Genomic DNA, 25465 nt, shown 5'->3' with positions numbered 1-25465 from the left:
ACCGGCGTTGTGCAGGCGGTGGACGGTTTCGTTGGTCGGGCGCGCGCGGTGCGCTTCATATGCTCGAACGGACCTGCCGGAGAAAATTCGGCGGTATTTCGCTCGCCAGAGCGCGTGGCCCGGTGCGAGCGCGCAAGCAAGCGCCATGCGAGTTTGCGAGCGATTTGCGCTGCCGCAAGGGGTTGGCCATTCGGCCGAGTCGGCCAAAGCGCCGGCTTGAGGGATAATACGGGTTTCGCCCTTTTCGACGTGGCCGCGCCGCATGGAGTTTGAATGCGGGCGTTTCAATGCGCCCCCGTTTTCCGCGCCGCCATTTCTTACCGCTGGACACACATGAGTATCGTCAATCTCGCCGCGTATCATTTCGCGACTATCGAAGACACCGCCGCATGGCGCCCGCTCGTCACCGAGCGCTGCACTACGCTCGGCTTGCGCGGCACCGTCCTGCTGGCGCCGGAAGGCATCAACCTGTTCGTCGCGGGCACGCGCGAAGCCACGGACGCGTTCATCGACTACATCCGTCACGACGCGCTGTTCGAAGGCAAGTTCGCGAACCTGCAGTTCAAGGAAAGCCTGTCGGACAAGCAGCCGTTCACCCGCATGCTGGTCAAGCTCAAGCGCGAGATCATCACGATGAAAAAGCCGGCGATCCGGCCGGAGCTTGGCCGCGCGCCATTCGTCGACGCTTCCACGCTGAAAGGCTGGCTCGACCGCGGCCATGACGACGAAGGCCGCCCCGTCGTCATGCTGGACACACGCAATGCATTTGAAGTGGACGTCGGCACGTTCGACGACGCGCTCGACTACCGCATTACGAAATTCAGCGAGTTTCCCGAAGTCATCGAACAAAACCGCGCCGATCTCGAAGGCAAGACGGTCGTGTCGTTCTGCACAGGCGGGATTCGCTGCGAGAAGGCGGCGATCCACATGAAGGAAGTCGGCATCGAGAACGTGTACCAGCTCGAAGGCGGCATCCTGAAGTATTTCGAGGAAGTCGGCGGCGCGCACTATCACGGCGACTGCTTCGTATTCGACTACCGTACCGCGCTGAATCCACAACTGGAACCGACCGCGACCGTGCAATGTTTCGGCTGCCGCGCGGTGGTGATGCCCGGGGCGCAACAATCGCCGATGTACGTGGCGGGCAAGACATGTCCGGAATGCCATCCGGACAGCAAGGCGACGCGCGCCGCGTGATAAGCGCAAGCGCCTTCGCGCGATCGCGGCGAGGCACGCAGGTCGTGCTCAGCGCATCACAGGCTCCGGCCACCGCAAACGCGAAGAGCACGGGCCGGGTGCGCCGCGACCGCCAGCGCTGCGGCGCCGCGTTTAGCGGTCGCATGGGCTTCGAACGAGATCGAGCCATGCGCGGTTGCTGACATGCGCGACGAAGATAAGCAAGACGCCCCGTTTTTTCCGCACTAATCCATCCGACCCATGACTTATCGTGGACGCTTCGCTCCGTCGCCTACCGGACCCTTGCATTTCGGCTCACTGGTGAGCGCGCTCGCAAGCTGGCTGGACGCGCGCGCGCATGGCGGAGCGTGGCTTGTGCGGATCGAAGACATCGACGGACCCCGCACCGTCGCTGGCGCGGCCGAGGAGATTCTGTCCACCCTCGAACACTTCGGCATGCATGCAGACGAGCCGCCCGCCTGGCAAAGCGATCGTATTGCGCGCTATCAGGAAGCGCTGGAGCAATTGAAGGCTGCCGGCCTGGTCTATCCATGCGGCTGCACGCGCAAGGAGATTGCCGACTCGCTGCTGCATGCGCACGCGCGCAACACCACGCTCGCCTACCCTGGCACCTGCCGCAACGGCCTGCATGGCAAACCGGCGCGCGCATGGCGCCTGCGCGTACCCGATGGCGATGCTGCGGTGATCACATTCGAGGACCGCTGGCAGGGCAAGCAGACGCAGAACCTGGCCACCGAGGTCGGCGACTTCGTCCTGAGACGTGCCGACGACCAGTGGGCATACCAACTGGCGGTGGTGGTCGACGATGCGGACGCGGATATTACGCACATTGTGCGAGGCGCGGACCTGATGGATTCAACGGCCCGGCAGATTTACCTGCAGCGTTGCCTTGGCGTACCGACGCCGGCGTATTTGCACGTACCGGTGGTGACGAACGATCAGGGTGAAAAGCTCAGCAAGCAAAACGGCGCAACCGCGCTTGACAATGACAAGCCGTTTGAAGCGCTGAGCGCAGCCGCTCGTCATCTGGGCCTTGGATTAGACGGGACTGCGCATACTACGCTAGAGGGCTTTTATGCTGCCGCGACGGCAGCGTGGGCGCAGCGCACGGGCGTGCGAATGTGATCAGGTAGACGACGGCGACTTCCTCGGCATCCCAAACCCACCCAGCAACGCAGCCAACGGCTGCTTGGACGAAGACTTCTGCGGAGCACCAGCAGAAGCGGCAGCCGCCTCCTCAACCTTCCTCACAGAAGCCGCCGAGGGCTCATAAGGCTTAAAGAAAAAATCATCCACAGGCTGTGCGCGATGATGATGCGGCCGATCGAACGAACCCGAGGACGAAGCCCCCGAACGCCGGCGACCACCTCGCTCGTCACGGCCCTCTGCGCGGCCATCAACGCGTTCACGCCGCGGCGGACGCTCTTCATGGTGATGCCGCACCGGCGTATCCACGGTCAGGTGTTGCACATCCAAAGGCCGCTTGATCAGCTTCTCGATATCGGCCAGTTGCTTCCGCTCATTCGGGCTGCACAGCGACAAAGCATCACCGGAAGCCCCAGCACGCCCAGTGCGTCCAATCCGGTGCACATAATCTTCCGCGTTAAACGGCAGATCGAAATTGATCACAGCAGGCAGCTCAGCGATATCCAAACCACGCGCGGCGACGTCAGTCGCCACCAAAGCCTCGATCTCGCCACGCTTGAACGCATCCAGAGCCTGCATTCGTTCATTCTGCGTGCGGTCACCGTGAATCGCCGTGGCGACCACGCCGTCGCGCTCCAGGCTCCGCGCCAGACGGCTCGCGCCGATCTTGCTGTTACAGAACACGATCACCTGCTTGAGGCCGCGGTCGCGAATCAGCTTAACAACCGCGCCCGTCTTGTCGCCCTCGGCGACCTCATACACGATCTGCGTCACATTGGTCGCGGTCGAATTGCTGCGCGCGACTTCGATCGTCTGCGGGTCGCGCAGATACGTGGCGGCCAGTTTCTTGATTTCGCCCGAGAACGTGGCCGAAAACAGCAGCGTCTGACGTTCCTTCGGCAGCAGGTTCAGGATGCGCTGCAAATCCGGCAGAAAGCCCATGTCGAGCATCCGGTCGGCTTCGTCGAGCACAAGGATCTGCACCTGGCCGAGATTGGCGGTTTTCTGCTGCACATGATCGAGCAGACGGCCCGGCGTGGCGATCAGAATTTCGACGCCGCGGCGCAGCTGCTCGGACTGCGGATTCATGTCGACACCGCCGAACACCACGGCGCTGCGCAGCGCCGTGTGCTTCGCATACGACTGCACGTTCGCCGCCACCTGGTCGGCCAGTTCGCGGGTCGGCGTGAGGATCAGCGCGCGCACCGGATGGCGGGCGGGCGATGCGCTCGTGCTGGCTTGCGGCAGCAAGCGCTGGATGATCGGCAGCGAGAAGCTGGCGGTCTTGCCGGTGCCGGTTTGCGCGGCGCCCATCATGTCACGGCCGGCCAGCACGACGGGAATCGCCTGCTCCTGGATCGGCGTAGGGATGGTGTAGCCCGATTCTTTGACGGCTTTCAGGATGTCGGGCGCGAGACCGAATTGATCAAAAGTCGCAGTGCTGGGCGTGACGGCTGTGTCGGACATGGTGGCTTTCGCTAAAAATGCGCTTGGCGCGGTGCGCGCGGCAGCGGTCGGAACCGCAGAGGGCATCAGGATGAAGGCGGAGCCACGGCGTTCCGCACGGGACCCGTCAGTACTACGGGAAAAATGCGGCCGGCTCCGGCCGGCGGAAACACCCGCCGGAAAGGCCGGTATTGTAGCACTTCAGCAAAAACACTCATGGCGCATCCGCCGGCTTTCTGCGTAGGCTGCCGAAAGCCCAACGGCGAGCAGTTCGTCAGGCCGTCCGTGCCGGCTCTGGAAGACGGCCTGCGAGGGTCGGAACGCCTCGCTGGCAGCGTAGTGCGTGAGTGCGACAGATGCATGACAGTTCGGTTCGCCCCAGCCGCGCCGCGGAACGCCCGACGCAGGCGCGCGGATACCGCACACCACGACGGAGCCCCGAATACCTGAAGAAGACGCGAAGGTCTGGAAGGCGCCCGCATCATCGTCATGCGCCGCCGCTCACGCCCTGTCACCACGTCTCGCGCATCACCATCAAGCGCATTTCGGTCATATCCTCAATCGCGTAGCGCACGCCCTCGCGCCCCAGCCCAGAATCTTTCACGCCGCCGTACGGCATGTTGTCGACCCGGAACGACGGCACGTCGTTGATCACCACGCCGCCCACGTCGAGTAGATCCCACGCGCGATGCGCATGGGCGAGCGAGTCGGTGAACACGCCGGCTTGCAGGCCGAAGTCGCTGTCGTTGACGGTAGCCAGCGCGGCATCGAAATCGTCGAAACGCTCCAGAATCGCCACCGGGCCGAAGGCTTCCTTGCGATAGAGGTCGGTGTCGGGCTTCACGCCTTCGAGCAGCGTGGCCTCGAACATCGCGCCCTCCACCTTGCCGCCGGCGACAATCTTCGCGCCCGCCTGCACCGCGCTTTCCATCCAGCCGGCGAGACGGTTGGACTCCGATTCGGAGATCATCGGCCCGACAAAGGTCTTTTCGTCCTTCGGATCGCCCATGACAAGCGACCTGGTCTTCGCGATCAGCTTCTCGCGCAGCGCGTCGTAAAGCGTCGCATGCACCAGAATCCGCTGCACGCCGATACAACTTTGCCCCGACTGATAGAACGCGCCGAACGCCAGCCGGTCGACCACATAGTCGAGCTTCCCGCCCTGATCGCCGTCGACGATCGCCGCCGCGTTGCCGCCCAACTCCAGAATCACCTTCTTCTTGCCGGCCTTTTTCTTCAGTTCCCAACCCACCGCGGGCGAGCCGGTGAAGGACAGCAGCTTGAAACGCTCATCGGTGGTGAACAGATCGGCGCCGTCGCGATGCGCCGGAAGAATCGAGAACGCGCCTTTCGGCAAGTCGGTTTCCGCCAGAATCTCGCCCATGATAAGCGCGCCGACCGGGGTGCGGCTCGCCGGCTTCAACACGAACGGCACGCCCGCCGCGATCGCCGGCGCGACCTTGTGCGCGGTCAGGTTAAGCGGAAAATTGAACGGCGAGATAAACGAGCACGGACCGATCGGCACACGCTTCACATAGCCGTGATAGCCCTTCGCCCGTGGCGAAATCTCCAGATTGATGATCTCGCCGTCGATGCGCACCGACTCTTCGGCCGCCACCTTGAACGTATCGATCAGACGCGTGACCTCGCCTTTCGAGTCGTTGATCGGCTTGCCCGCTTCGATACACAGCGCGAGCGCCAATTCGTCGTATCGCTCGCGAAACCGCTTCACGCAGTGTTCGAGCACGGCCTGGCGCTTGAACGGTGGAAACGCGCGCATTGCGGGCATCGCGTCGACGGCATAGCCGATCGCTTTGTCGATCGCCGCCGCGTCCGCCATCGCCACACGGGTCGCCACTTCGCCGCTGAATTTATCCGTCACTTCGAGATCGGTGTTAGCGGCCACCGCTTCGTTCGCGAGGTAGTACGGGTAACTCTTGTTCAACATGACGCATTCTCCTTGATCCAATGCCTGACATCAGCCATGCAGCCAGCAAGGGTTATGCACAGTTGCCGCTCATGGCTGCTCCGTCCATCACTGTTCCACTCATAGTTGCGCAGACAGCCGCTTGATCTCGCGATTCAGCACACGCTCGTTGTCCGAGTAGTCGATCGGCAGATCGATCACATGCACACCCGGCGTCGCAAAACATTCGCGCAGCAGCGGCGCGAATTCCGCGGCCGATTCAATGCGATGACCCTTCGCGCCGTAACTCTCTGCATATGCAACGAAATCCGGATTGTTCAGCGTCATGCCGTAGTCCGGGAAGTTCATGTTTTCCTGCTTCCAGCGGATCATGCCGAACGCGTCGTCGCGCAAAATCAGGATCACCAGATCAAGCTTCAGGCGCACTGCCGTTTCCAGTTCCTGTGAATTCATCATGAAGCCGCCGTCGCCGCACACAGCCATGACCTTGCGATCCGGGTGCACGATCCTGGTCGCGATCGCCGACGGCAAGCCGGCGCCCATCGACGCCAATGCGTTATCGAGCAGCAGCGAATTCGGTTCGTGCGCGCGGTAGTAGCGGGCGAACCAGATCTTGTACATGCCGTTGTCCAGACACACGATGCCGTCCACCGGCGTGGTCTCGTAGACGTCGTTGACGATCCGCACCGGGTACATCGGGAAACGGTCGTCGTGCTGGCCTTTGACCAGATGCGCCTCGAAGTGCTGCTTGATCTCCTTGAAACGCGTGAAGTCCCAATGCTCCTGCTGCTCCCTGAGACTCTCCTTCAACTGCCACACGGCGTTGGCGATGTCGCCGACCACTTCGATCTGCGGGAAATACACCGTATCGACTTCCGCGCCGAGAAAGTTGACGTGAATCACCGTCTTCTCGCCGGCCTCTCCGCTGCGCATGAAAAACGGCGGCTTCTCGATCACGTCATGGCCGACATTGATAATGCAATCCGCGTGGTCGATCGCGCGGTGTACGAAGTCGCCGTCGGACAAAGTCGCGTTGCCGAGCCACATGGGGTGCGATTCATCGATCACGCCCTTGCCCATCTGGGTCGTAAAAAACGGAATGCCGATCTGGTCGACGAACTCGCGCAACATCTTGGTAGTGGTCTTGCGGTTGCCGCCCGCGCCGATCATCAGCAAGGGATGCTTCGCTTTCTTGATCGCCTCGACTGCGCGCGCCACGGCTTTTTCTTCCGCGACCGGACGGCGGCTGAAGCTCTTCGGAATCGGGTGGCCGTCGCCCTCTTCGTGCGCGACGTCTTCAGGCAATTCGAGGTGCGTGGCGCCGGGCCGTTCTTCTTCCGCCTGACGCACCGCCTCGCGCACGGTGGCCGGAATATTGCCGATCGACACGATCTGCCGCGTGTACTTGGTGAGCGGCTCCATCATCCGCACCACGTCGACGATCTGAAAATGCCCCTGCTTGCTGGTCTTGATCGGTTTCTGCCCAGTCACCATCAGCATCGGCATGCCGCCCAACTGCGCGTACGCGGCAGCGGTCACGAAGTTGGTCGCACCCGGCCCCAAGGTGGCCAGACACACGCCGGTGCGGCCGGTGAGGCGCCCATACGTGGCGGCCATGAACCCGGCAGCCTGTTCGTGACGCGTAAGAATCAGGCGAATTTTCGAGCGGCGCAGCGATTCGAGCAGATCGAGATTTTCTTCACCGGGGATGCCGAACACGTACTCGACACCTTCGGCTTCCAGCGATTTGACGAACAGGTCCGATGCTTTCATGGAGGGTCTCGCTTGATGAAACGGACACGGGCCATGAGCCCCCGCCCGTTGAGGTCCGAGGTCCGGTAACGGTCGATCGAAGACGACGGCAACCGCGCCAGCCATGCGCGGCCTGACATTACGGCGATAGCGGCAACAGTGGCGACGGCGAGGGCAGCGGACACGGCAGAGGCCACGCCGGACAGCTTACTACTCGAACGGAAAGGATGCGCGCAGACGGGCAGCGCCGCAAGACGGAGGCAAACGTAAGGTGGGCAGGCGGCGTGTCTGAAGAAAGCCACCGCATCATGCTCACCGAGTGATGGTGACGCAATCAGACAGCATCGGCGGGGCGTTTTCGCCGGCTGTCGCGTCGTACAGATCGGCGCGCGGGCCTTTGGTCCACCAGGTGTAGCTGCCGGCCTGATACTTCGCGCCGGAGGCCGATATCGTGTTGACGAACAGCAGTTGCTGGCCCTTGACAGGCACGAGCGCGAAGCTTTGGCCGTTCGCCGTGTTCCAGTAGGTCACTTGCAGAATCTTGCCGGTCGCACAGGTGTATTTGTGCGTCTGGCGATTCCTGGCCTGAATCTCGGCGAGGCGCGATGGCTCGGCCCATGCATTGCCGTACAGCGCCGCGAGCCCCGCTGCCGTCGTGACTGCGACAAGCCATTTCTTCATGAGATGCCTCGATCGTTGTTGCACATCAAGCATAGGTGGCGCGCCTTGCTCTGCGGTTGGGGTTGCGGCTGTGCTTATGGATCGATCACGGCGGCGCACGCGTCGGTCGGCGCGGCCGCCACGTGCCCGACGAGCGGGACGATCTTCAAGCCGGCCGACGCGACCCGGCATGGCGCAGCGGCGAGGCCGCACCCTGTCATCCCGGCACACAGCGCGAGCAGCACGCCAAGTGCGCCAAGACGGCCGAACCTTCCAGACCGCATGTTCATGCGGGACTCCAGGGCCATACGTACCTCTACTTCAACGAACTTCAATCAGTCTGGTTTCGCGCGCGGCGAGTTTGCGCGGCGCGCGAGTACTTCACTTCACTGCGCATCGATGCACTGCGGCACCGCCAGGCAGCGCGCATCGACGCATGTTACTTCGTGGAAACCGGCCGCACCGCCGCCGCGGCCTGCTTCGCACGCGAGCGTGCTTCGTCGATGGTCTCGCCGGTAGCCAGCGCCACGCCCATGCGCCGCTTGACGAAACTCTCCGGCTTGCCGAAGAGACGCAGATCCGCATTCGGCACGGCCAACGCTGCCGCGACACCTTCGAAAGCGATAGCCGCCTCGTCCAGACCGCCGTAAATCACCGCCGACGCGCCCGGCGCCCGCAGCGACGTGTCCACCGGCAAGCCGAGGATCGCGCGCGCATGCAGCTCGAACTCCGAGAAGCGTTGCGAGCACAGCGTGACGAGGCCCGTATCGTGCGGACGCGGGCTGACTTCCGAGAACCATACGTCATCGCCGCGCACGAAAAGTTCCACGCCGAACAGGCCCCTGCCGCCCAATGCCGCGGTCACCTTGTGCGCCACTTCGCGCGAACGTTGCAGCGCGAGCGGGCTCATCGGCTGGGGCTGCCACGATTCGACGTAGTCGCCCGCCACCTGCACGTGGCCGATCGGGTCGCAGAAGTACGTGCTGACTTGCCCGCTCGCCGGATCGATCGCGCGCACGGTCAGCTGGGTGATTTCGTATTCGAAGTCGATAAAGCCTTCGACGATCACGCGGCCGTGATTCACGCGGCCGCCCGCCATCGCGTATTGCCAGGCGGCGTCGACATCCGCGTCGCTCTTCAACACCGACTGCCCCTTGCCCGACGACGACATCACCGGCTTCACGACGCACGGATAGCCGACCTTGGCGATACCCGCGCGCAGCTCCTCGAGCGAATCGGCGAACGCGTACGGCGAAGTCGGCAGGCCGAGTTCTTCAGCGGCCAGACGGCGGATGCCTTCGCGGTTCATGGTGAGTTGCGTGGCGCGCGCGGTCGGGATCACTTCGGCGAGGCCGTCGGTTTCGATGGCGGCAAGCGCGTCGGTTGCGATCGCCTCGATCTCGGGGACGATCAGGTGCGGACGTTCCAGTTCGACCAGTGCGCGCAAGGCGGCGCGATCGGTCATGTCGATCACGTGCGAGCGATGTGCGACCTGATGGCCTGGCGCATTCGGATAACGGTCGACGGCGATCACTTCGACGCCCAGCCGTTGCAGCGCGATGATCACTTCCTTGCCAAGCTCGCCGGCGCCGAGGAGCATGACGCGCGTAGCGGATTCAGAAAGGGGCGTGCCGATCCGTTGGCCGATCTGCATGGGGTCTCCAGATAAAAGTCGGATGAGGGTGGGATTGGGTGGAACACGATGTTAACATGCGCACCCCGCACCGCACCCGATGCGCCGACGCCGCGCGCACCGCGCCGCGCCTTGCTCGCCGGGTCCGCGTTGCTATCAGTGCGTAAGGTGCGCAGAAGGTGCCGCGGCGCCAACTGCAACGCACGTGTTTAAGTCCGCTCTCACGCCGTTGCGCTCGCGTGCGGCGAGCTTAGTGCGTTACCCTTACGCCTTCGCCAGTTTGAAGAGGAACGACGCCATGCTCCAAAGCTCCTCCGCGCGAGGTGTTGCGCGCTTCATCCCCTATGCGCGCACGGCCATCGCCGCGTTGAGCGTCGCCGCGCTATGCAGTGCGTGCGCCATACCGAAGCATCCGGATTCGGAAGCCGCACCGCCCGATCCGTTCAATCCGGCCGCCACCCAGTTGCTCGACGACACCAGTTGGGTGCTCACCGGCTGGAAACAGGCCGACGGCACGGCACGCGCGATTCCAGCCGCCGATCAAGGCGCGCCGATCACGCTCGTGCTCTCCACCGACAAAGGCCAGCGTCACGCCAGCGGCTTTTCCGGCTGCAACCGCTACATGGGCTCGTATGCGCTGAAAGACGGCAAGCTGAGCTTCGGCACCCTGGGCGGCACGCGCATGGCGTGCACGACGCCGGGCGGCCAGATCGAAGGCTCGTATCTCGACGCGCTGACGCACATCGACCGCACCGGCGTGCAGATGCGCGCGCCGCAGCAGATGCAACTGGTGCTCGATAACGGCGACACGCTCACGTTCGACCGCAACGCCAAATGACGGGTACATGGAGCGGTGGGATCGATATGAATCAGGTGGCAACCCGGCCGGCACGACGGGACGACGAAATCGCCGACACCCGGGCTTGCACGGCAGCAAGCAATCCTGTCCGCATAGCGCGCCCCAGCGACAGTCGCGGCAGTTGTTTTTCACCGACGGCGGGTCGCATGCCGGCCTGCTTTCCGATTTGACGCAAGCATATTTGCGTCCGCCTTCGAAGCATCGGGCTTCGCCGGTTAAACTCGACGGATTGCGTTTTGGCGCGTCCGTCATTCGTTGATGTCTAGTATGCACACGGTAGTTTTCGGCTGGTTCGGCGGGTCAGCCGTCTGGTTTATTCCTCTTTTGTGGCGTCTCGTGAAGTCGGCGCTGCCAGGCGGCGCAGGGTTGCGCGGCCCTGGCACGATCCGTCTTTGGCTCGGCTTCGTCTGTGTAATGGTGGCGAGCTGCACGCTGGAGGCGTCGCTGATCGGCGCGGCCGGCGTGAACGGCTTCGGCCATGCACTGGCGGCGGGCTTCGGTCATCTGCTCGGGCATATCGGCACGCCGCTCGCGGCGCTCGCCATGCTCGTGATCAGCCTGCCCTGGCTGATCGACTTCCGCTGGCGCGACGTCGCCGTGTGGGCCGATGGTGCATTCGGCCTCGGGCTGTCACGCGGCCTCGCCAAACGTGACGAGGAAGCGCGCCGCCATCGCAGCGTCGATGACGGTTTGCCGTCGCATGTATCGCCGTCCACCAATACGATGGCGCCGAAAATCAATGGACGTTATGCGCGCCCAACCGTCTGGCGGCCGCCGGCGAGTGGCCGCGGCGCGGCTGCGGCTAGCGGCGCGGCGGGTGCAACGACTGCCAGGGACGCGGCGTCACGCGGCGCCGGGGAGAGCTGGCGCGCCGGCGCGGTGAAAACGCGCAGCCGGGCCGCGCAGGCAGAGCCGATGCTGCGTACGTCCGCTGGCACGCCGCCGCGCCAGGTCCCACTGCAAGTGCCGATGCAGGCGCCGACACCCTCGCTGAACACAGACCGGGCTGCATGGATGCCGGCCGAGCCGGTTGCGCCGGCCGGATGGTTGCGTGAGGCGGCAACGGCGCCACGCGCGTCCACCGCGCCGGCCGCTTCGACTGCGGCATCAGGAACGACCGCGAGTCCGGCTCGCGAGAGCGCTTCCCAGGTTGGCCGGCGCTCGGCTGGCGAGCAACGTCCGGTGGGATCGTTGGCGGCCGGCTCGGGCATGGCGGGTGTGGCTGGTTCCGCGAGCGCAATCGCTGCTCCGGCTGCTCCGGCTGCTGCGGCTGCTGCAGCACAAGCGATACATGCAACGCACGCGATGGTGCCAACGCGGATGGCGCCAGGTTCGACAGCCGGTTTGGCGCCAAACGCCTCCGCTGGCGCAGCTCGTCCGTCGACGCCCCAGAGTTCAGCCGCAGGAGGATCTCAGGGAAGTCGCTCCACGGCGGCCCCGCAGCCGTTCTCGTCCGCTTCGCGCGCGAACCCCGCCATCACGCCCGTGCAGCCCACGCGACGCCCGGCTTCGTTCAGCGCGCCGGCCCCCAGCTATACCCGGCCGATGGCCACGGCACAGAAAGTCACGCCGCCCGCCAGCGTCCAGGAGACGCTTCGCAGCATCGCAGAAAACGCCGCGCGCTGGACCGACATCGCCGGCGTCAGCCTCGCGCGCAGCAGCGGCGCGGAAAACACGATGACCGCGACGACGCCCTTGAACACCGAGCCGCCGGTCGAGGCCGGGAACACGGGCGTGGCTTTGTCGCTCGCAAGCGAAGCTGGAATGGACGCGGTACCGAGCGTAAGCGCGCCTTTGCAGGACGTAGCCGAGGCTGCGCCGGACTCTACGCCGGCGCAGTTGCCAGTTGAAACGCCGCAGATCGATGCCGCATTCGCGGCGTCGGTCGAAGAAGACACCGAGCCCGTCGTGCAATGGCCGATTGAGCCGCCGGTTATCCAGATTCCATTGGCGTCGGCGTCGGCATCGGCATCGGCATCGGCATCGGCATCGGCATTGGCGTCGGCATCGGCATTGGCGTCGGCACCGGCACCGGCACCCGCACCCGCACCGGCACCGGCACCGGCACCCGCACCCGCACCGGCACCTGCACCTGCACCTGCACCTGCACCTGCACCAGCATCGGCATCGGCATCGGCATCGGCATCGGCACCTGCACCTGCACCTGCACCGGCATTGGCATTGGCACCGGCCCAAGGAGATGCAGTGGCGCTGGTGGAGGCATCGGGATCCGCATTGGCACCGATACAAGCACCAGCACCAGCACCAGCACCAGCACCAGCACCAGCACCAGCACCAGCCGCGCAGTATGCAGCCCCGGTGCCCACGCCCACACCGTTTCAAATCTTTGCAGCCCAGTTGGAAGCGAGCAGCGCGCAAACGGACATGTCGCCGTTCGTCGAAAACGAACCGACGCAATTCGCGAGTCAGAGCGGCGGCAATGCAAACGCACCCGCTGAGCGCGAGCAGCCGATCAATCAGGCTGCGGCACCGTCGCAGGTTGCGGCATCGGATGTCGCCAACATCGCCGTTCCCGCAAAAGCAGCGCGTCCCGAAACATTGCGCACTGAGCAGGGGCAGCCGTTTGACCGGCCGGCAGCGTATTCACAAATTGCGGCGTCGAATGACGCTACTGGTGCTGATACAGCGGCCGTAGCGCAGGTTGGCGAAATGCGCGCCGAAGAAGTGCCTTCGTCCCGCCCGCCCGCCGCGCCGTCGCAGGACGCGACGACGCACGTTGCACAGTTCACCCCCACGCACGCGCACACCGCGACGCCTGTGCCGGTGCATCACGCCACGCCGCCGTGGCACGTCGAGAGCGTGAGCGAAGCGTCCGCGCCAGTCGACGTAGAAGAGATGGACACGCCTGCCCTATCGGACGTATCGGACGTATCGGACGTATCGGACGATTTGAACGCGTCAGCCGCCCTGGACGCTTCGACCGTCGCCGCAGTAGAGCCGCAAAGCACCACATCGCACGCGTCGAACGTGGTTCGCTTCCCGCGTTTCGCGGTTCAGGCCGCAGTGACCTCTGCCGCCATCGTCGACGAAGCCGCCAACGGGCTGGGTTACGCACCGAGCGCACCGGCAGCACCGGCAGCCCCGGCAGCGCCGGGCTTCCCCGCCATCCAAACCGCACCATCTGCAACCTACCTCACAACCGAACCCTCGACCGAACCTGCCGAACCTGCCGAACCTGCCGAACGCGCCGAACGCGCCGCGCCTGCCGAACCCGCCGAGCCCGCCGTCCAGCGCACGCCGCTGCGCGGCCACAGCCAGGCCAACGGCTTCGAGTTCCGCGCGCCCGCGGCATCGATGGTCGAGCTGCCGACGCTCGACCTGCTCGCGCGCGCCGACACCGACGTCGAACCCGTCTCCGAAGAAAAGCTCATCGAAACCGGCCTGCTGATCGAGCAGCGTCTGCAGGAATTCAAGGTGCCGGTGACAGTGGTCGGCCACTCGGCTGGCCCCGTCATTACGCGTTTTGAGATCGAACCGGCGCTCGGCGTGCGCGGCAGTCAGATCGTCGGCCTGATGAAAGACTTGTCGCGCGGCCTCGGTCTCACGTCGATTCGCGTGGTCGAGACGATTCCCGGCAAGACCTGCATGGGTCTCGAGCTGCCGAATGCCAAGCGGCAGACGATCCGCCTGTCCGAAATTCTCGAAGCAAGCGTCTATCAGAACTCGCATTCACGGTTGACGCTGGCGATGGGCAAGGACATTACCGGCCATCCGGTGGTCGCCGATCTGGCAAAAGCACCGCACATGCTAGTGGCAGGCACGACGGGTTCGGGCAAGTCCGTGGCGATCAACGCGATGATCTGCTCGCTGCTCTACAAGGCGACGCCCGAAGAAGTGCGGCTCATCATGATCGACCCGAAGATGCTGGAACTGTCGGTGTACGAAGGCATTCCGCATCTGCTCGCGCCGGTCGTCACCGATATGAAGCTGGCGGCCAACGCGCTGAACTGGTGTGTCGGCGAAATGGAAAAGCGCTATCGGCTCATGTCCGCGGTCGGCGTGCGCAACCTGGCCGGCTTCAACCAGAAGATCCGCGATACGGAAGCCAAGGGCAAGAAGCTCGGCAACCCGTTCTCGCTGACGCCGGAAGCACCGGAGCCGCTCGCGCCGCTGCCGCTGATCGTCGTGGTGATCGACGAGCTGGCCGACCTGATGATGGTCGCGGGCAAGAAGATCGAAGAACTGATCGCGCGTCTCGCGCAGAAGGCGCGCGCCGCCGGCATTCACCTGATTCTGGCGACGCAGCGTCCGTCGGTGGACGTGATCACCGGCCTCATCAAGGCGAACATTCCAACGCGCGTGGCGTTCCAGGTATCGTCGAAAATCGACTCGCGCACGATTCTCGATCAGATGGGCGCCGAATCGCTGCTCGGCCAGGGGGACATGCTGTTCCTGCCGCCGGGCACGGGTTACCCGCAGCGCGTGCACGGCGCATTCGTCGCCGACGAGGAAGTGCATCGGATCGTCGAGTATCTGAAGCAGTTCGGCGAACCGCAATACGAAGAAGGCATTCTCGACGGCCCGGCCACCGAAGGCGCCTCGCCCGACCTGTTCGGCGACACGCCGGATGCCGAAGCCGATCCGCTTTACGACGAAGCCGTTGCCTTCGTGGTGCGCACACGGCGCGCGTCGATCTCGTCGGTGCAGCGGCAATTGCGCATCGGTTATAACCGTGCGGCACGCCTCGTCGAGCAGATGGAAACGGCGGGCCTGGTGTCGGCAATGGGCATCAACGGCAGCCGCGAAGTGCTCGCGCCGGGACCGGCGGAATAGCACGCAAATAAGCACGCAAAGCCGGCAGCGCTCGACCAAAGCCAGCCGAAAAAAACGGGCCGCTCGAAGCGGCCCGTTTTTTCATGCAACGCGCGTGTTCAAGTCACACGGCAACAATTCAAATGCCTGTGCGCATTCAGATCACGCGCCAAACGCATGCTCACACCCGTTCATATTGCGCGCGCAATCGCGATTCACGACGGCGACACCAGCTTGAAGTCCACCGGTGAGTCGATCTCGATACGCTTCGGATTCGCTTCGAGCAATCCGCTCTGCTGATCGCGCTTGAACACATACACGGTGCCACTGTTCTGATTGCCGACGACCAGCCAATTGCCGGTCGGGTCGATCGCGAATTCGCGCGGCGACTTGCCGAGGCTCGGCTGACGCCCGATCTTCTTCAGATGACCGTTGGCCGGATCCACCGAGAAGATCACGATCTCGTTCGCATCGCCGCGATTGGTGGCGTACAGGAAGCGCCCGTCCGGCGACAGGTGAATGGCCGCGGCGCCCACTGCGCCCTTGAAGCCCGGTTCCGTCAGCGAGATCGTCTGCACCTGCGCGAGCTTGCCGTCGGCGTAGTTGAAGGTGCTGACCGTAGCGGCCAGTTCGCTCGTCAGATACGCATGCTTGCCGTCCGCGCCAAACACCAGGTGACGCGGGCCCGTGCCGGCCTTCTCCTGGGTGTAACGCCAGTCGGTCGGGCCGAGCAAGCCACGGCTTCCGTCCGGCGTATAGCGGTACGAGTACAGCTTGTCGGCGCCCAGGTCTTGCGCGAACAGGTAGTGGCCGTCCGGCGAGAATACGGTGGAGTGGACGTGCGAGTTGTCCTGGCGTCCCTTCACCGGACCGCCGCCTTCATGGTGCACGGTGAGCACCGACGCGCCCACCTGGCCATCCGCCTGCAACGGGAACACCGCGAAGCTGCCGCCCGGATCGGCCGCCACCGAGTAGTTCGCGGTCAGCAGATATTTGCCGTCCGGCGACAGGCTCAGATAGCACGGATCATTGCCGTCCGACGAGACCTTGTTGAGAAAGGTCAACTGGCCGCTCGCGGCGTCGAAGCGAAACGCGCTGATGCCGCCGCGCTGCGTGGCCGGGCCGTTGTCCCCGGGCAATTCGTTCACCGCATAGACGAAGCGCCGGTCACGGCTCACCACCAGGTACGACGGGTTGACTGTCTGCGCGACCGACACGCGAGTCGCTTCGCCCGTCTTCGTGTCGAAGCGATAGACGTACAGGCCCTCGCTCTTGCCGCCGGTGTAAGTGCCGACCAGCATGTCATAGACGCCGTCGGCGGGAGCCGGGCCGGAATCTTGGGCAAACGCATGCGAAGCAACGATCGAGACCATGAGCACGAAACCTTTTATTATCGAGCGGGCGGAGCGCAGAGGAGTTGGCCGCCCGCCGCGCCATGAGGTGGATTGAGCAGAAAGCAATGGAGAGCTTGAAACGGCACACACGGCAGCCCGGTGACGACGAAGCATATGACCTCCTGGACATCGGTTATTCGGTGGATTCGTTCGTAACGGTGTCTCCGGTCTGCCGCGCAATCGGTCGAATTGTTTTATCGAGGCAAGTATAAGTTTTTTCAATCGCGTCTCACCCCACTCACACTACGGAGTCTTCATGAACGTCACACTCAGCCTGGGCCCGCTGGTTTCGTTGATCGCCGGTATTCTGATCCTCGTCATGCCGCGCCTGTTGAACTACATCGTCGCGCTCTATCTGATCATCATCGGCATCATTGGGATTTTCGGCGTGGGAGCGTCGCACTTCTAGGCGACGGCAGTCGGCAAGATGAGCAGGAAAGGGCGCGCGGCCGGGCGCAGTGCCGGCCCGGCAACGTCTCGCACGAACGGGGTACCGCGATGAAAAATGGCACGCGTATCGACGCCGGTTGCAGCAGCGCAACAAGCGGCATGGCAAAGCGACAAGTGCGCGCCAGATGCGCGCCAGACGCGGCGTGCCGCGTGCAAGACAGCCGCGCAGCGGACAGTCAGCCGTTCGAAAGCTGGTCGAGCCGCAAACGCCCCTGCAACGACAATCCGCCGACGGCATAATGACCGTCACCTTCATGATGACGGCGGAAGCAGGCCCGTTCGATCAGAAAGGCCGCAGCGGCCAGCATTCCGTTGCGGCTCAGGCCCAGCCGGCCATGATCGAGCGGCAACATCGAATCGTCGGCCAATTCGCTGGCGGCCGAGAGAATCGTGATGCAATCGGATTTCGACGGGTTCAGCATTGCTTGGGTCCTCGAAAGTGGCGTCTCTATGCGCCAAGGGGAAGGCCGGTGCATGATCCGGAGAGCTCAGCGCATCGGCATGAAAAACGATTGTAGGCAGTGATTTGACAATTACCAACTCGCGTTTTGCCGTATTGCGTGCTGAACCAAAGCGCATCGCACGGGTTCGGTAAAAATAGCCACCTTTTGCGCGGCGGTCCCCGCCTCGCGTAAAACCGACACGCTCCTCCATGCCCGCACTCATCGAAGACTACGCGCTCATCGGCGACGGCCACACTGCCGCGCTCATCTCCCGGGATGGGTCCGTCGACTGGCTGTGCTGGCCGCGCTTCGATTCCGGCGCCTGCTTCGCCGCCCTGCTCGGCACACCCGACAACGGCCGCTGGCTGATTGCGCCAGTTTCGGATACGCCACCTAGCATCACGCGCCGCTATCGCGGCGAAACGCTCATTCTCGAAACCGATTTCGAAACGCCCGAAGGCGCGGTCACGCTGATCGACTTCATGCCGCCGGGCAACGGCTGGTCGGAAGTGGTGCGGATCGTGGTCGGCAAACGCGGCACGGTGCGTATGCAGATGGAACTGGTACTGCGCTTCGACTACGGCTTTTCGATTCCGTGGGTCGACCGCCTGACGCACGACAGCGGCATCAAGGCGATTGTCGGCCCCGACACCGCGGTGCTGCGCACGCCGGTCGACTTGCGCGGCGAGAAGATGAAGACCGTTGCGGAGTTCACCGTGACCGAAGGCGAACGCGTGCCGTTTTCGCTGGCTTATGCCGCGTCGCACCTACGCATTCCGCCGAGCCGCGATCCGCACACGTCGCTCGCCCGCACCGAGAACCATTGGCTCGAATGGTCGGCGCGCAGCACCGTCGAAGGCAAATGGGCCGCGCCGATCCGCCGCTCGCTGATTACGCTGAAGGCGCTTGCGTACGAGCCGACCGGCGGCATCGTCGCCGCGCCCACCACGTCGCTTCCGGAACAGTTGGGCGGCACGCGCAATTGGGACTACCGCTACTGCTGGCTGCGCGACGCCACCATCACGCTGCTCGCGATGATGCGCGGCGGCTACTACGACGAAGCCCGCGCGTGGCGCAGCTGGCTCGGCCGCGTGATGGCCGGCGCGCCCGATCAGTTGCAGATCATGTACGGGATCGCCGGCGAGCGGCGCCTGCCCGAGTTCGAAATCGACTGGCTGCCGGGCTATCAGGATGCCAAACCCGTGCGGATCGGCAACAACGCGGTCGGGCAGCGCCAGCTCGACGTTTACGGCGAAGTGATGAACGCGCTGCATCTCGCGCGCGTCGGCGGCCTGCAGGCGGACGACACCGCATGGAACGTGCAGCGCGCGTTGCTCAGCCATCTCGACACGATCTGGCAAGAGCCGGACGAAGGCATCTGGGAAACCCGCGGCGGCCGCCAGCACTTCACCTTCTCGAAGGTGATGGCGTGGGTCGCCTACGACCGCGCCATTCGGTCGGCCGAAATGTTCAAGCTGGAAGGCCCACTCGATGAATGGCGTGCAACCCGCGCGACAATCCACGCGGAAATCTGCGCAAAGGCATGGAATCCGGCGCTCAACGCGTTCTCCCAGTCCTACGGCAGCGACCAGCTCGATGCGAGCGTCCTGCTGATGCCGCTGGTCGGCTTCCTCCCGCCCGCGGATCCGCGCGTCACGGGCACGGTAGCTGCAATCGAAAAGGACCTGATGCACGACGGCTTCGTGATGCGCTACCGCACCACCGAATACGACGACGGCCTGCCGCCCGGCGAAGGCACCTTCCTCGCGTGCTCGTTCTGGATGGTGGACAACCTGGCATTGCAGGGCCGCATCGATGAAGCCGTCGCGATGTACGAACGCCTGCTCGGCCTCTGCAATGACGTCGGCCTGCTCGCGGAAGAGTACGATCCGGCCGCGAAGCGCCTCGTCGGCAATTTCCCGCAGGCGTTTTCGCATGTGGCGCTGGTGCACACCGGCCTGAACCTGATGAAACACGAACAGGCGATGGCCCAGGCGACCGGGCAGCCGCCGCATAACGAAAGCGTGGCAGCAGAACTTGAGGCTGTGGCAACCCCCGATAGCGGCGCGGCAGCATCGCCAGTACCATGATTTAATGACACTTTGCGCCGCAGTTCGCGTAAATTGCTGCGTTGCACAAGCACGCTTTGTTCAGTATGATCCAGCAGACTGTTGGCCGAAAATCAATGTGCCCACAACCAGTACGGCCTGCCGCAACGCCACACGCGTGTTTGCCAAGCCCCATGCGAACCGCCTAAACGGAGCACCTATGCTCTACCAACTGCACGAATTCCAACGGGCGATGTTGAGCCCCCTTACCGCCTGGGCCCAGGCCGCGTCGAAATCGTTCGCGAATCCCGCCAGCCCATTGGCCTATGTGCCCGGCGCCACACGCCTGTCCGCCGGTTACGAACTGCTCTACCGGCTCGGCAAGGATTACGAAAAGCCTGAGTTCAATCTGCATCAGATTGTCAAAGACGGTCATAACATTCCGATCATTGAACAAACAATCATCGAAAAGCCGTTTTGCCGCCTGATGCGCTTCAAGCGTTTCGCGGACGACAGCGACGCTGTCACCCAATTGAAAGATGAACCGGTCGTGCTGGTGTGCGCACCGTTGTCAGGCCACCACGCCACGCTGCTGCGCGACACCGTGCGCACGTTGCTGCAAGACCACAAGGTCTACCTGACCGACTGGATCGACGCACGCATGGTACCGCTCGAAGAAGGCGAGTTTCACCTCGACGACTACATCGCCTACATCCAGGAATTCATCCGTCACATCGGCGCAAAGAATTTGCACGTGATCTCGGTGTGTCAGCCCACTGTTCCGGTGCTCGCCGCCATTTCGTTGCTGGCGAGCCGCGGCGAAGACACGCCGCGCACCATGACGATGATGGGCGGCCCGATCGACGCGCGCAAGAGTCCGACCTCGGTCAACTCGCTCGCCACGCAGCACTCGTATGAGTGGTTCGAAAACAACGTGATCTTCACGGTGCCGCCGAATTATCCGGGCGTGGGCCGCAAGGTTTACCCGGGCTTCCTGCAACACACCGGTTTCGTCGCAATGAACCCGGAACGGCACGCGGCATCCCACTGGGACTACTACCAGAGCCTGTTGCGCGGCGACGAAGACGACGCGGAAGCACATCGCCGCTTCTATGACGAGTACAACGCCGTGCTCGACATGGACGCGGACTATTACCTCGACACAATCCGCGTGGTGTTCCAGGAATTCCGCCTGGCCGAAGGCACATGGGACGTCGCCGGAGAACGGGTGCGTCCGCAGGACATCACGAAGACCGCGCTCTTCACGATTGAAGGCGAGCTGGACGATATCTCCGGCGACGGTCAGACGTTCGCCGCGCAAGAGTTGTGCAGTGGCATTCCGGAAGAGGACAAGCGTCACTTCACCGCGGAAAAATGCGGCCACTACGGCATTTTCTCGGGCCGCCGCTGGCGCACCATCATCTATCCGCAGTTGCGCGACTTCATCCTCGAGCACAACAAGGCGCCGAAGGTAGCAAAGGAAAAAGTCGAAGCCTGAGCACCGCGCGCGGATAAAAACAACGGCCTCTTCTTCCGAGGCCGTTGTCGCTTTTAACGCTTTCTATGCTGCTTCTTGTGCGGTAGATGCGCAGCCGCGCCGCAGCCTACTTCCGCAACAGATACGCAAGCAGCAACTCAGTGTTCATCTGAATGACTTCGCTGCGTTCGCTCGCACTGCTGAAGTCGCGACCGAGTGTCGCTTCGAGCGTGAAGCGGTTCGACACGATGTAGTAGCCCATGCCGGACAGCGTCACGTAAAAGCGCAGCGGATCGACGTTAGCTCGAAACAGCCCCGCGCGTTGACCCCGCTCAAGAATGCTGCCGAGCGTGGCGATGATCGGCGAGATCATTTCGCGGATGCGCGTCGACTTCTGCATGTAGCGTGCCTCGTGCAGATTCTCATTGTTGACGAGACGCAGCAACTCGGGATGATCGCGGTAGTAATCCCAAACAAAATGCGCGAGACGTGTCACCGCCTCCACCGGAGCGACACCGTTCAGTTCGAGCGTTCGTTCCGCTTCATTGAGCGCGCTGAATGCGTGCTCGAGTACCGCCGTGAAAAGCTGCTCCTTGCTGCCGAAGTAGTAATAGAGCATGCGTTCATTCGTTTCCGCGCGGCGGGCGATCTGATCGACGCGCGCGCCGAACAACCCTCCATTTGCAAACTCTTCGGCCGCCGCAAGCAGAATGCGGCGCCGCGTGCCTTCAGGATCTCTTTTGATTTTCGGCTGATTCATGGTGGCATCGTCTTCGTGAGCCGCGTTATCCGGATCGCGCCGCCGGCCTCTCCTCGGGCCTTGCACCGACAGCACTGAACGGGCTGGTTGGGGGAACACCCTTATGGCGGTCTTTCGAAAAAGCGCTTCGATTATGGCACATGGATTGCGGATGGCAATTGGGGAAATCGGCGATAATGTGCTATTTAGTTCAAGCTACGCGGCCGCAAGGCAAGCACCAATGTTGTGACCGTGATCGACTCCAAAACACTCGCAGACCGCATCGAGGATCTGCTGCCCCAAACGCAATGCACCAAGTGCGGCTATCCGGCGTGCCGTCCGTATGCCGAGGCTGTCGCCAACGGCGAAGCCAACTACAACCAGTGCCCGCCGGGTGGCGCCGAAGGCGTCGCGCGCCTCGCCGCACTGCTCGGCAAGCCGGTGATTTCGCTCAATTCCGCCAACGGTGTCGAACGGCCGCGTCTGCTGGCGGTTATCGACGAACAAGTTTGCATCGGCTGCACGTTGTGCATGCAGGCCTGTCCGGTCGATGCAATAGTTGGCGCACCGAAACAGATGCATACGGTGATCGCCGAGCTCTGTACCGGTTGCGACCTTTGCGTGCCCCCCTGCCCGGTCGATTGCATCGCGATGCCGCCGGTCACCGGCGACGCAACCGGCTGGGACGCATGGAGCCAGGACCAGGCCGACGCCGCGCGCGAGCGTCACAACCGGCGTGAAGCCCGCCTCGCACGCGAACGCGAAGCGGCCGAAGCGCGTGCTGCAGCGCGGCGAGCGGTCAGCAGCCCGCCCGCTCAAGCAATGGAAACCGGTGCCGCGGCAACGCCCTCCGCGCCCGCAACGGACGACGCCGAAGCGAAAAAACGCGCGATCATCCAGGCCGCGCTAGAGCGTGCGCGCCAGAAGAAAGAAGAACTGGCCGCCAAGGGCCAGGGCCCGCAAAATACGGAACGCGTCAGCGCCGACGTGCAGGCGCAGATCGACGCTGCCGAAGCACGTCGCCGCCGTCTCGGACTCGCTGCGGACGCCCCCGATACGCCACCAACGAAGCGCTAACCCTTTACTTTTGCTGCGCATGAACGCGAACAAACGCCGCGCCATCTACGAGACGCTTCAGAGTCTCAACCCGCATCCCACCACCGAGCTCGAGTACACCACACCGTTCGAACTGCTGATCGCCGTGCTGCTGTCGGCGCAGGCCACCGACGTCTCGGTGAACAAGGCGATGCGCAAGATGTTCCCGGTCGCGAACACGCCGCAGAAGGTGTTCGATCTCGGCGAAGAAGGGGTTGCCGGCTACATCAAGACGATCGGCCTGTATCGGACCAAGGCGAAGAACGTGATCGCAACCTGCCGCATTCTGCTCGACCAGCACGGCGGCGACGTGCCGGAAGATCGTGAAGCGCTCGAAAGCTTGCCGGGGGTCGGCCGTAAAACGGCGAACGTGATCCTGAACACCGCGTTCGGCCATCCGACCATCGCTGTCGATACGCACATCTTTCGGGTTGCGAATCGAACCGGGCTCGCGCCCGGCAAAGACGTGCGCGCGGTGGAAGCGGCGCTGGAGAAATTCACGCCCGCCGAGTTCAAGCAGGATGCCCACCATTGGCTGATTCTGCACGGCCGCTACGTATGCAAAGCGCGCCGGCCGGAATGCTGGCATTGCGTGATCGAGCCACTGTGCGAATTCCGGCCGAAGACGCCGCCGCCGGATCTTTGAGGGTGGCGCGCCGCCAGCAAGCTACGTCGCCCCGGCGTAAAATGACGCACTGCACGCCCGCCCCAAGCGCCCGACACTAACCGCCCCGTTCCCACGATGTTCAATCCCAGCCGCGACGAAGTCCGTCAATTTTTCACCGACACCTGGCGCAAACAGCGTCAAGGCGAGATTCTGACGCCGCTCGAAGCGATCGCGGCCGACTGGATTGTCGAGCATCCGGAATATCACGCGGATCTAACCAACACGGACGCCGCCCAGGCTCAGGACTACTCGCCCGAACGCGGCCAGACCAACCCGTTCCTGCATCTGTCGATGCATCTGGCGATCACCGAACAATTGTCGATCGACCAGCCGCCGGGCATCCGCGCGGCACATGAGCGGCTCGCCGCCCGGCTCGGCTCCACTCACGAGGCGCAGCACGCGATCATGGACTGCCTCGGCGAAACCATCTGGGAAGCCCAGCGCACCGGCACCCCGCCGGACACAGACGCCTACTTGCAGCGTATCGAGCAGCGCGCCACGCGCGACTGAACCGTTCGCCACACCGCACGAATCACGGCCTCAAAAGCGCAACACCCCGCCGAAGCGGGGTGTTGCCGTTCAATCTGCTAGCAACGCAAAAACAGCGCGACGCTATTACTTCTTCTGCACCAGATCGCCGTTCAGCGATTCGACGTACGCCGCGATGTCCTTCATGTCGCCTTGCGACAGGCTTTGCACCTGCGCCTGCATGATCGCGTTGTTGCGACCGAGGTGCGGGTTGCCATTGCCCATCTGGTACTGGCGCAGCGCCCAGTAGACATAATCGGCGTGCTGACCGGCGAGCTTCGGATATTCCGGGCTCACCGGCTTGTTCAGGTTGACACCGTGGCAAGCCGCGCAGTTGTGGCTGTCCGCCAGCACCTTGCCGTTGCCGGCGTCGGCGGCGTGCGCGACGTTCGCTGCAAGCAGACCGATGACTGCCGCCGACGCACATGCAGCCTTGAACACCGTGTGGAGTGCCTGTTGGGGCTTATTCATGAATTCTCCTATCCCGCGAATATAAATAGCCGAGTGACCGGACGGATGACCGCAGCCGATCACTTGTCGGGATTGCTCTTCGAAGAGGAATTTTGCGCTGCGTAGTAGGCGGCGATGTCGGCAATGTCCTGATCCGACAGCGACGTGGTGATCGCGCGCATCGTTTCGAAGTGGCGGTCGCCCTTCTTGTAGCCGTGCATGGCGTTCTCGAGGTACGCCTGATTCTGGCCGCCCAGCATGGGCACGCGGTAGACCTCAGGGTAAGCCGTGCGGTATTCGGGGATGCCGTGACAGCCAATGCACATCGCGACCTTGCCTTGGCCCGCCTTCGCGTTGCCGACGACATCCGCTGCCTGCGCACCGGCCGCATAGCCCGCGAGCACCGACAGCGCTGCGATCACGACGTGTTTGCCGACGAATTTATTCATAGCATGTAACCTGGCTTGAGGGGAAACGGGCGCCCGAAAAGGCAACGGCCCGCGCCGTTATTCTTATAGGGTAGCCACGCAGGCCAAAAAAATCGGGCTAATTGTACCGCGACGCCGCGCCGAACGTCCACCGCGCGGGGCCAGCGGCGCATCCGGCCACCGCAAAGCCACGGCCAGCGCCATTCTTGCTCCGCCGCGCCTCGTCCGCATGGCTGTGTGCCAACCCGCCGCGATCCGGCCGGTCTTGCCCGTAGTCGCGGGTGAAACCATACGCGAGCCCGTTTCAGCACAACAGGCCTTCTGACTTATACTGGGTTTTTTCTCAAAAAAGA

21 protein-coding genes and 1 pseudogene are annotated in these 25465 nt (G+C 63.6%); 11 read left to right on the top strand and 11 right to left on the bottom strand.

From position 1 onward, the window contains the following. The first annotated feature begins 333 nt into the window (after positions 1-333). Positions 334-1197 (top strand): sulfurtransferase, encoded by an 864-nt coding sequence (locus P3T22_RS12345; RefSeq protein WP_063497836.1) that lies wholly within the window; start codon positions 334-336, stop codon positions 1195-1197. A 240-nt stretch (positions 1198-1437) separates the two neighbouring features. Then, positions 1438-2322, top strand: coding sequence for a tRNA glutamyl-Q(34) synthetase GluQRS (gene gluQRS / locus P3T22_RS12340; protein WP_063495190.1), 885 nt, complete (start codon positions 1438-1440; stop codon positions 2320-2322). Here the strand turns inward: gluQRS and P3T22_RS12335 are convergent, their stop codons facing one another. The 6 genes from P3T22_RS12335 to purT form a co-directional block, all read right to left on the bottom strand. Further along, a complete protein-coding gene (locus P3T22_RS12335) occupies positions 2323-3810 on the bottom strand; it encodes a DEAD/DEAH box helicase (RefSeq protein ID WP_063495189.1) in 1488 nt (495 codons plus the stop codon). A 490-nt stretch (positions 3811-4300) separates the two neighbouring features. Continuing rightward, positions 4301-5737, bottom strand: a complete 1437-nt coding sequence (locus tag P3T22_RS12330) for an aldehyde dehydrogenase family protein (RefSeq protein ID WP_063495188.1) — start codon at positions 5735-5737, stop codon at positions 4301-4303. Positions 5738-5836: 99 nt separating this feature from the next. After that, a complete protein-coding gene (locus tag P3T22_RS12325) occupies positions 5837-7489 on the bottom strand; it encodes an acetolactate synthase large subunit (RefSeq protein ID WP_429325088.1) in 1653 nt (550 codons plus the stop codon). Between the two features lie 291 nt (positions 7490-7780). Next, the gene (locus P3T22_RS12320; RefSeq protein WP_429325087.1) at positions 7781-8149 is read right to left on the bottom strand and encodes an MliC family protein; all 369 of its coding nucleotides are present in this window, start codon (positions 8147-8149) and stop codon (positions 7781-7783) included. Positions 8150-8223: 74 nt separating this feature from the next. Beyond that, on the bottom strand, positions 8224-8436 hold the full coding sequence (locus P3T22_RS12315; RefSeq protein ID WP_063495186.1) for a DUF6726 family protein: 213 nt from the start codon (positions 8434-8436) through the stop codon (positions 8224-8226). Between the two features lie 131 nt (positions 8437-8567). Next, the gene (purT, locus tag P3T22_RS12310; protein WP_063495185.1) at positions 8568-9782 is read right to left on the bottom strand and encodes a formate-dependent phosphoribosylglycinamide formyltransferase; all 1215 of its coding nucleotides are present in this window, start codon (positions 9780-9782) and stop codon (positions 8568-8570) included. Between the two features lie 277 nt (positions 9783-10059). On the opposite strand from purT, the gene P3T22_RS12305 reads away from it, so the two are divergent. From P3T22_RS12305 to P3T22_RS12295, 3 genes and pseudogenes are all read left to right on the top strand, one after another. Beyond that, entirely contained in the window at positions 10060-10599 is a 540-nt protein-coding gene (locus P3T22_RS12305; RefSeq protein WP_063495184.1) for an META domain-containing protein, read from the top strand. Positions 10600-10887: 288 nt separating this feature from the next. Beyond that, positions 10888-15154, top strand: a pseudogene (locus tag P3T22_RS12300) (DNA translocase FtsK); the annotation flags it as partial. Beyond that, positions 15151-15414, top strand: a complete 264-nt coding sequence (locus tag P3T22_RS12295) for a DNA translocase FtsK (RefSeq protein ID WP_429325108.1) — start codon at positions 15151-15153, stop codon at positions 15412-15414. The pseudogene P3T22_RS12300 and the gene P3T22_RS12295, both read left to right, overlap by 4 nt. A 194-nt stretch (positions 15415-15608) precedes the next feature. On the opposite strand, the gene P3T22_RS12290 is transcribed toward P3T22_RS12295, so the two are convergent. Then, on the bottom strand, positions 15609-16901 hold the full coding sequence (locus P3T22_RS12290; protein ID WP_429325086.1) for a lactonase family protein: 1293 nt from the start codon (positions 16899-16901) through the stop codon (positions 15609-15611). A 142-nt stretch (positions 16902-17043) separates the two neighbouring features. Between P3T22_RS12290 and P3T22_RS12285 the strand changes: the two genes are divergently transcribed. Then, positions 17044-17196, top strand: a complete 153-nt coding sequence (locus P3T22_RS12285) for a DUF3096 domain-containing protein (RefSeq protein ID WP_073429502.1) — start codon at positions 17044-17046, stop codon at positions 17194-17196. A 217-nt stretch (positions 17197-17413) separates the two neighbouring features. Here the strand turns inward: P3T22_RS12285 and P3T22_RS12280 are convergent, their stop codons facing one another. After that, on the bottom strand, positions 17414-17659 hold the full coding sequence (locus P3T22_RS12280) for a hypothetical protein (RefSeq protein ID WP_063495180.1): 246 nt from the start codon (positions 17657-17659) through the stop codon (positions 17414-17416). A 230-nt stretch (positions 17660-17889) separates the two neighbouring features. On the opposite strand from P3T22_RS12280, the gene P3T22_RS12275 reads away from it, so the two are divergent. Together P3T22_RS12275 and P3T22_RS12270 are read left to right on the top strand one after the other, a co-directional pair. Continuing rightward, entirely contained in the window at positions 17890-19770 is a 1881-nt protein-coding gene (locus tag P3T22_RS12275) for a glycoside hydrolase family 15 protein (RefSeq protein WP_429325085.1), read from the top strand. Positions 19771-19948: 178 nt separating this feature from the next. Continuing rightward, the gene (locus P3T22_RS12270) at positions 19949-21226 is read left to right on the top strand and encodes a polyhydroxyalkanoate depolymerase (RefSeq protein WP_063495178.1); all 1278 of its coding nucleotides are present in this window, start codon (positions 19949-19951) and stop codon (positions 21224-21226) included. A gap of 106 nt (positions 21227-21332) precedes the next feature. Here the strand turns inward: P3T22_RS12270 and P3T22_RS12265 are convergent, their stop codons facing one another. Beyond that, on the bottom strand, positions 21333-21965 hold the full coding sequence (locus tag P3T22_RS12265) for a TetR family transcriptional regulator (RefSeq protein ID WP_063495177.1): 633 nt from the start codon (positions 21963-21965) through the stop codon (positions 21333-21335). Positions 21966-22196: 231 nt separating this feature from the next. Between P3T22_RS12265 and rsxB the strand changes: the two genes are divergently transcribed. From rsxB to P3T22_RS12250, 3 genes are all read left to right on the top strand, one after another. Then, positions 22197-23021, top strand: coding sequence for an electron transport complex subunit RsxB (gene rsxB / locus P3T22_RS12260; RefSeq protein WP_429325084.1), 825 nt, complete (start codon positions 22197-22199; stop codon positions 23019-23021). A 19-nt stretch (positions 23022-23040) separates the two neighbouring features. Next, positions 23041-23685, top strand: a complete 645-nt coding sequence (gene nth / locus P3T22_RS12255) for an endonuclease III (protein ID WP_063495176.1) — start codon at positions 23041-23043, stop codon at positions 23683-23685. Between the two features lie 96 nt (positions 23686-23781). Continuing rightward, entirely contained in the window at positions 23782-24216 is a 435-nt protein-coding gene (locus P3T22_RS12250) for a DUF1841 family protein (protein WP_429325083.1), read from the top strand. A 105-nt stretch (positions 24217-24321) separates the two neighbouring features. On the opposite strand, the gene P3T22_RS12245 is transcribed toward P3T22_RS12250, so the two are convergent. Continuing rightward, positions 24322-24705: a c-type cytochrome gene (locus P3T22_RS12245; protein WP_063495174.1), complete on the bottom strand. Its 384-nt coding sequence runs from the start codon at positions 24703-24705 to the stop codon at positions 24322-24324. A 59-nt stretch (positions 24706-24764) separates the two neighbouring features. After that, positions 24765-25133, bottom strand: coding sequence for a c-type cytochrome (locus P3T22_RS12240; protein WP_063495173.1), 369 nt, complete (start codon positions 25131-25133; stop codon positions 24765-24767). Positions 25134-25465: the final 332 nt, after the last annotated feature.

The sequence above is a fragment of the Paraburkholderia sp. GAS348 genome (assembly GCF_050434205.1).
Classification (GTDB): Bacteria; Pseudomonadota; Gammaproteobacteria; order Burkholderiales; family Burkholderiaceae; genus Paraburkholderia.
This window is presented reverse-complemented; position numbering and strand designations above follow the sequence as displayed.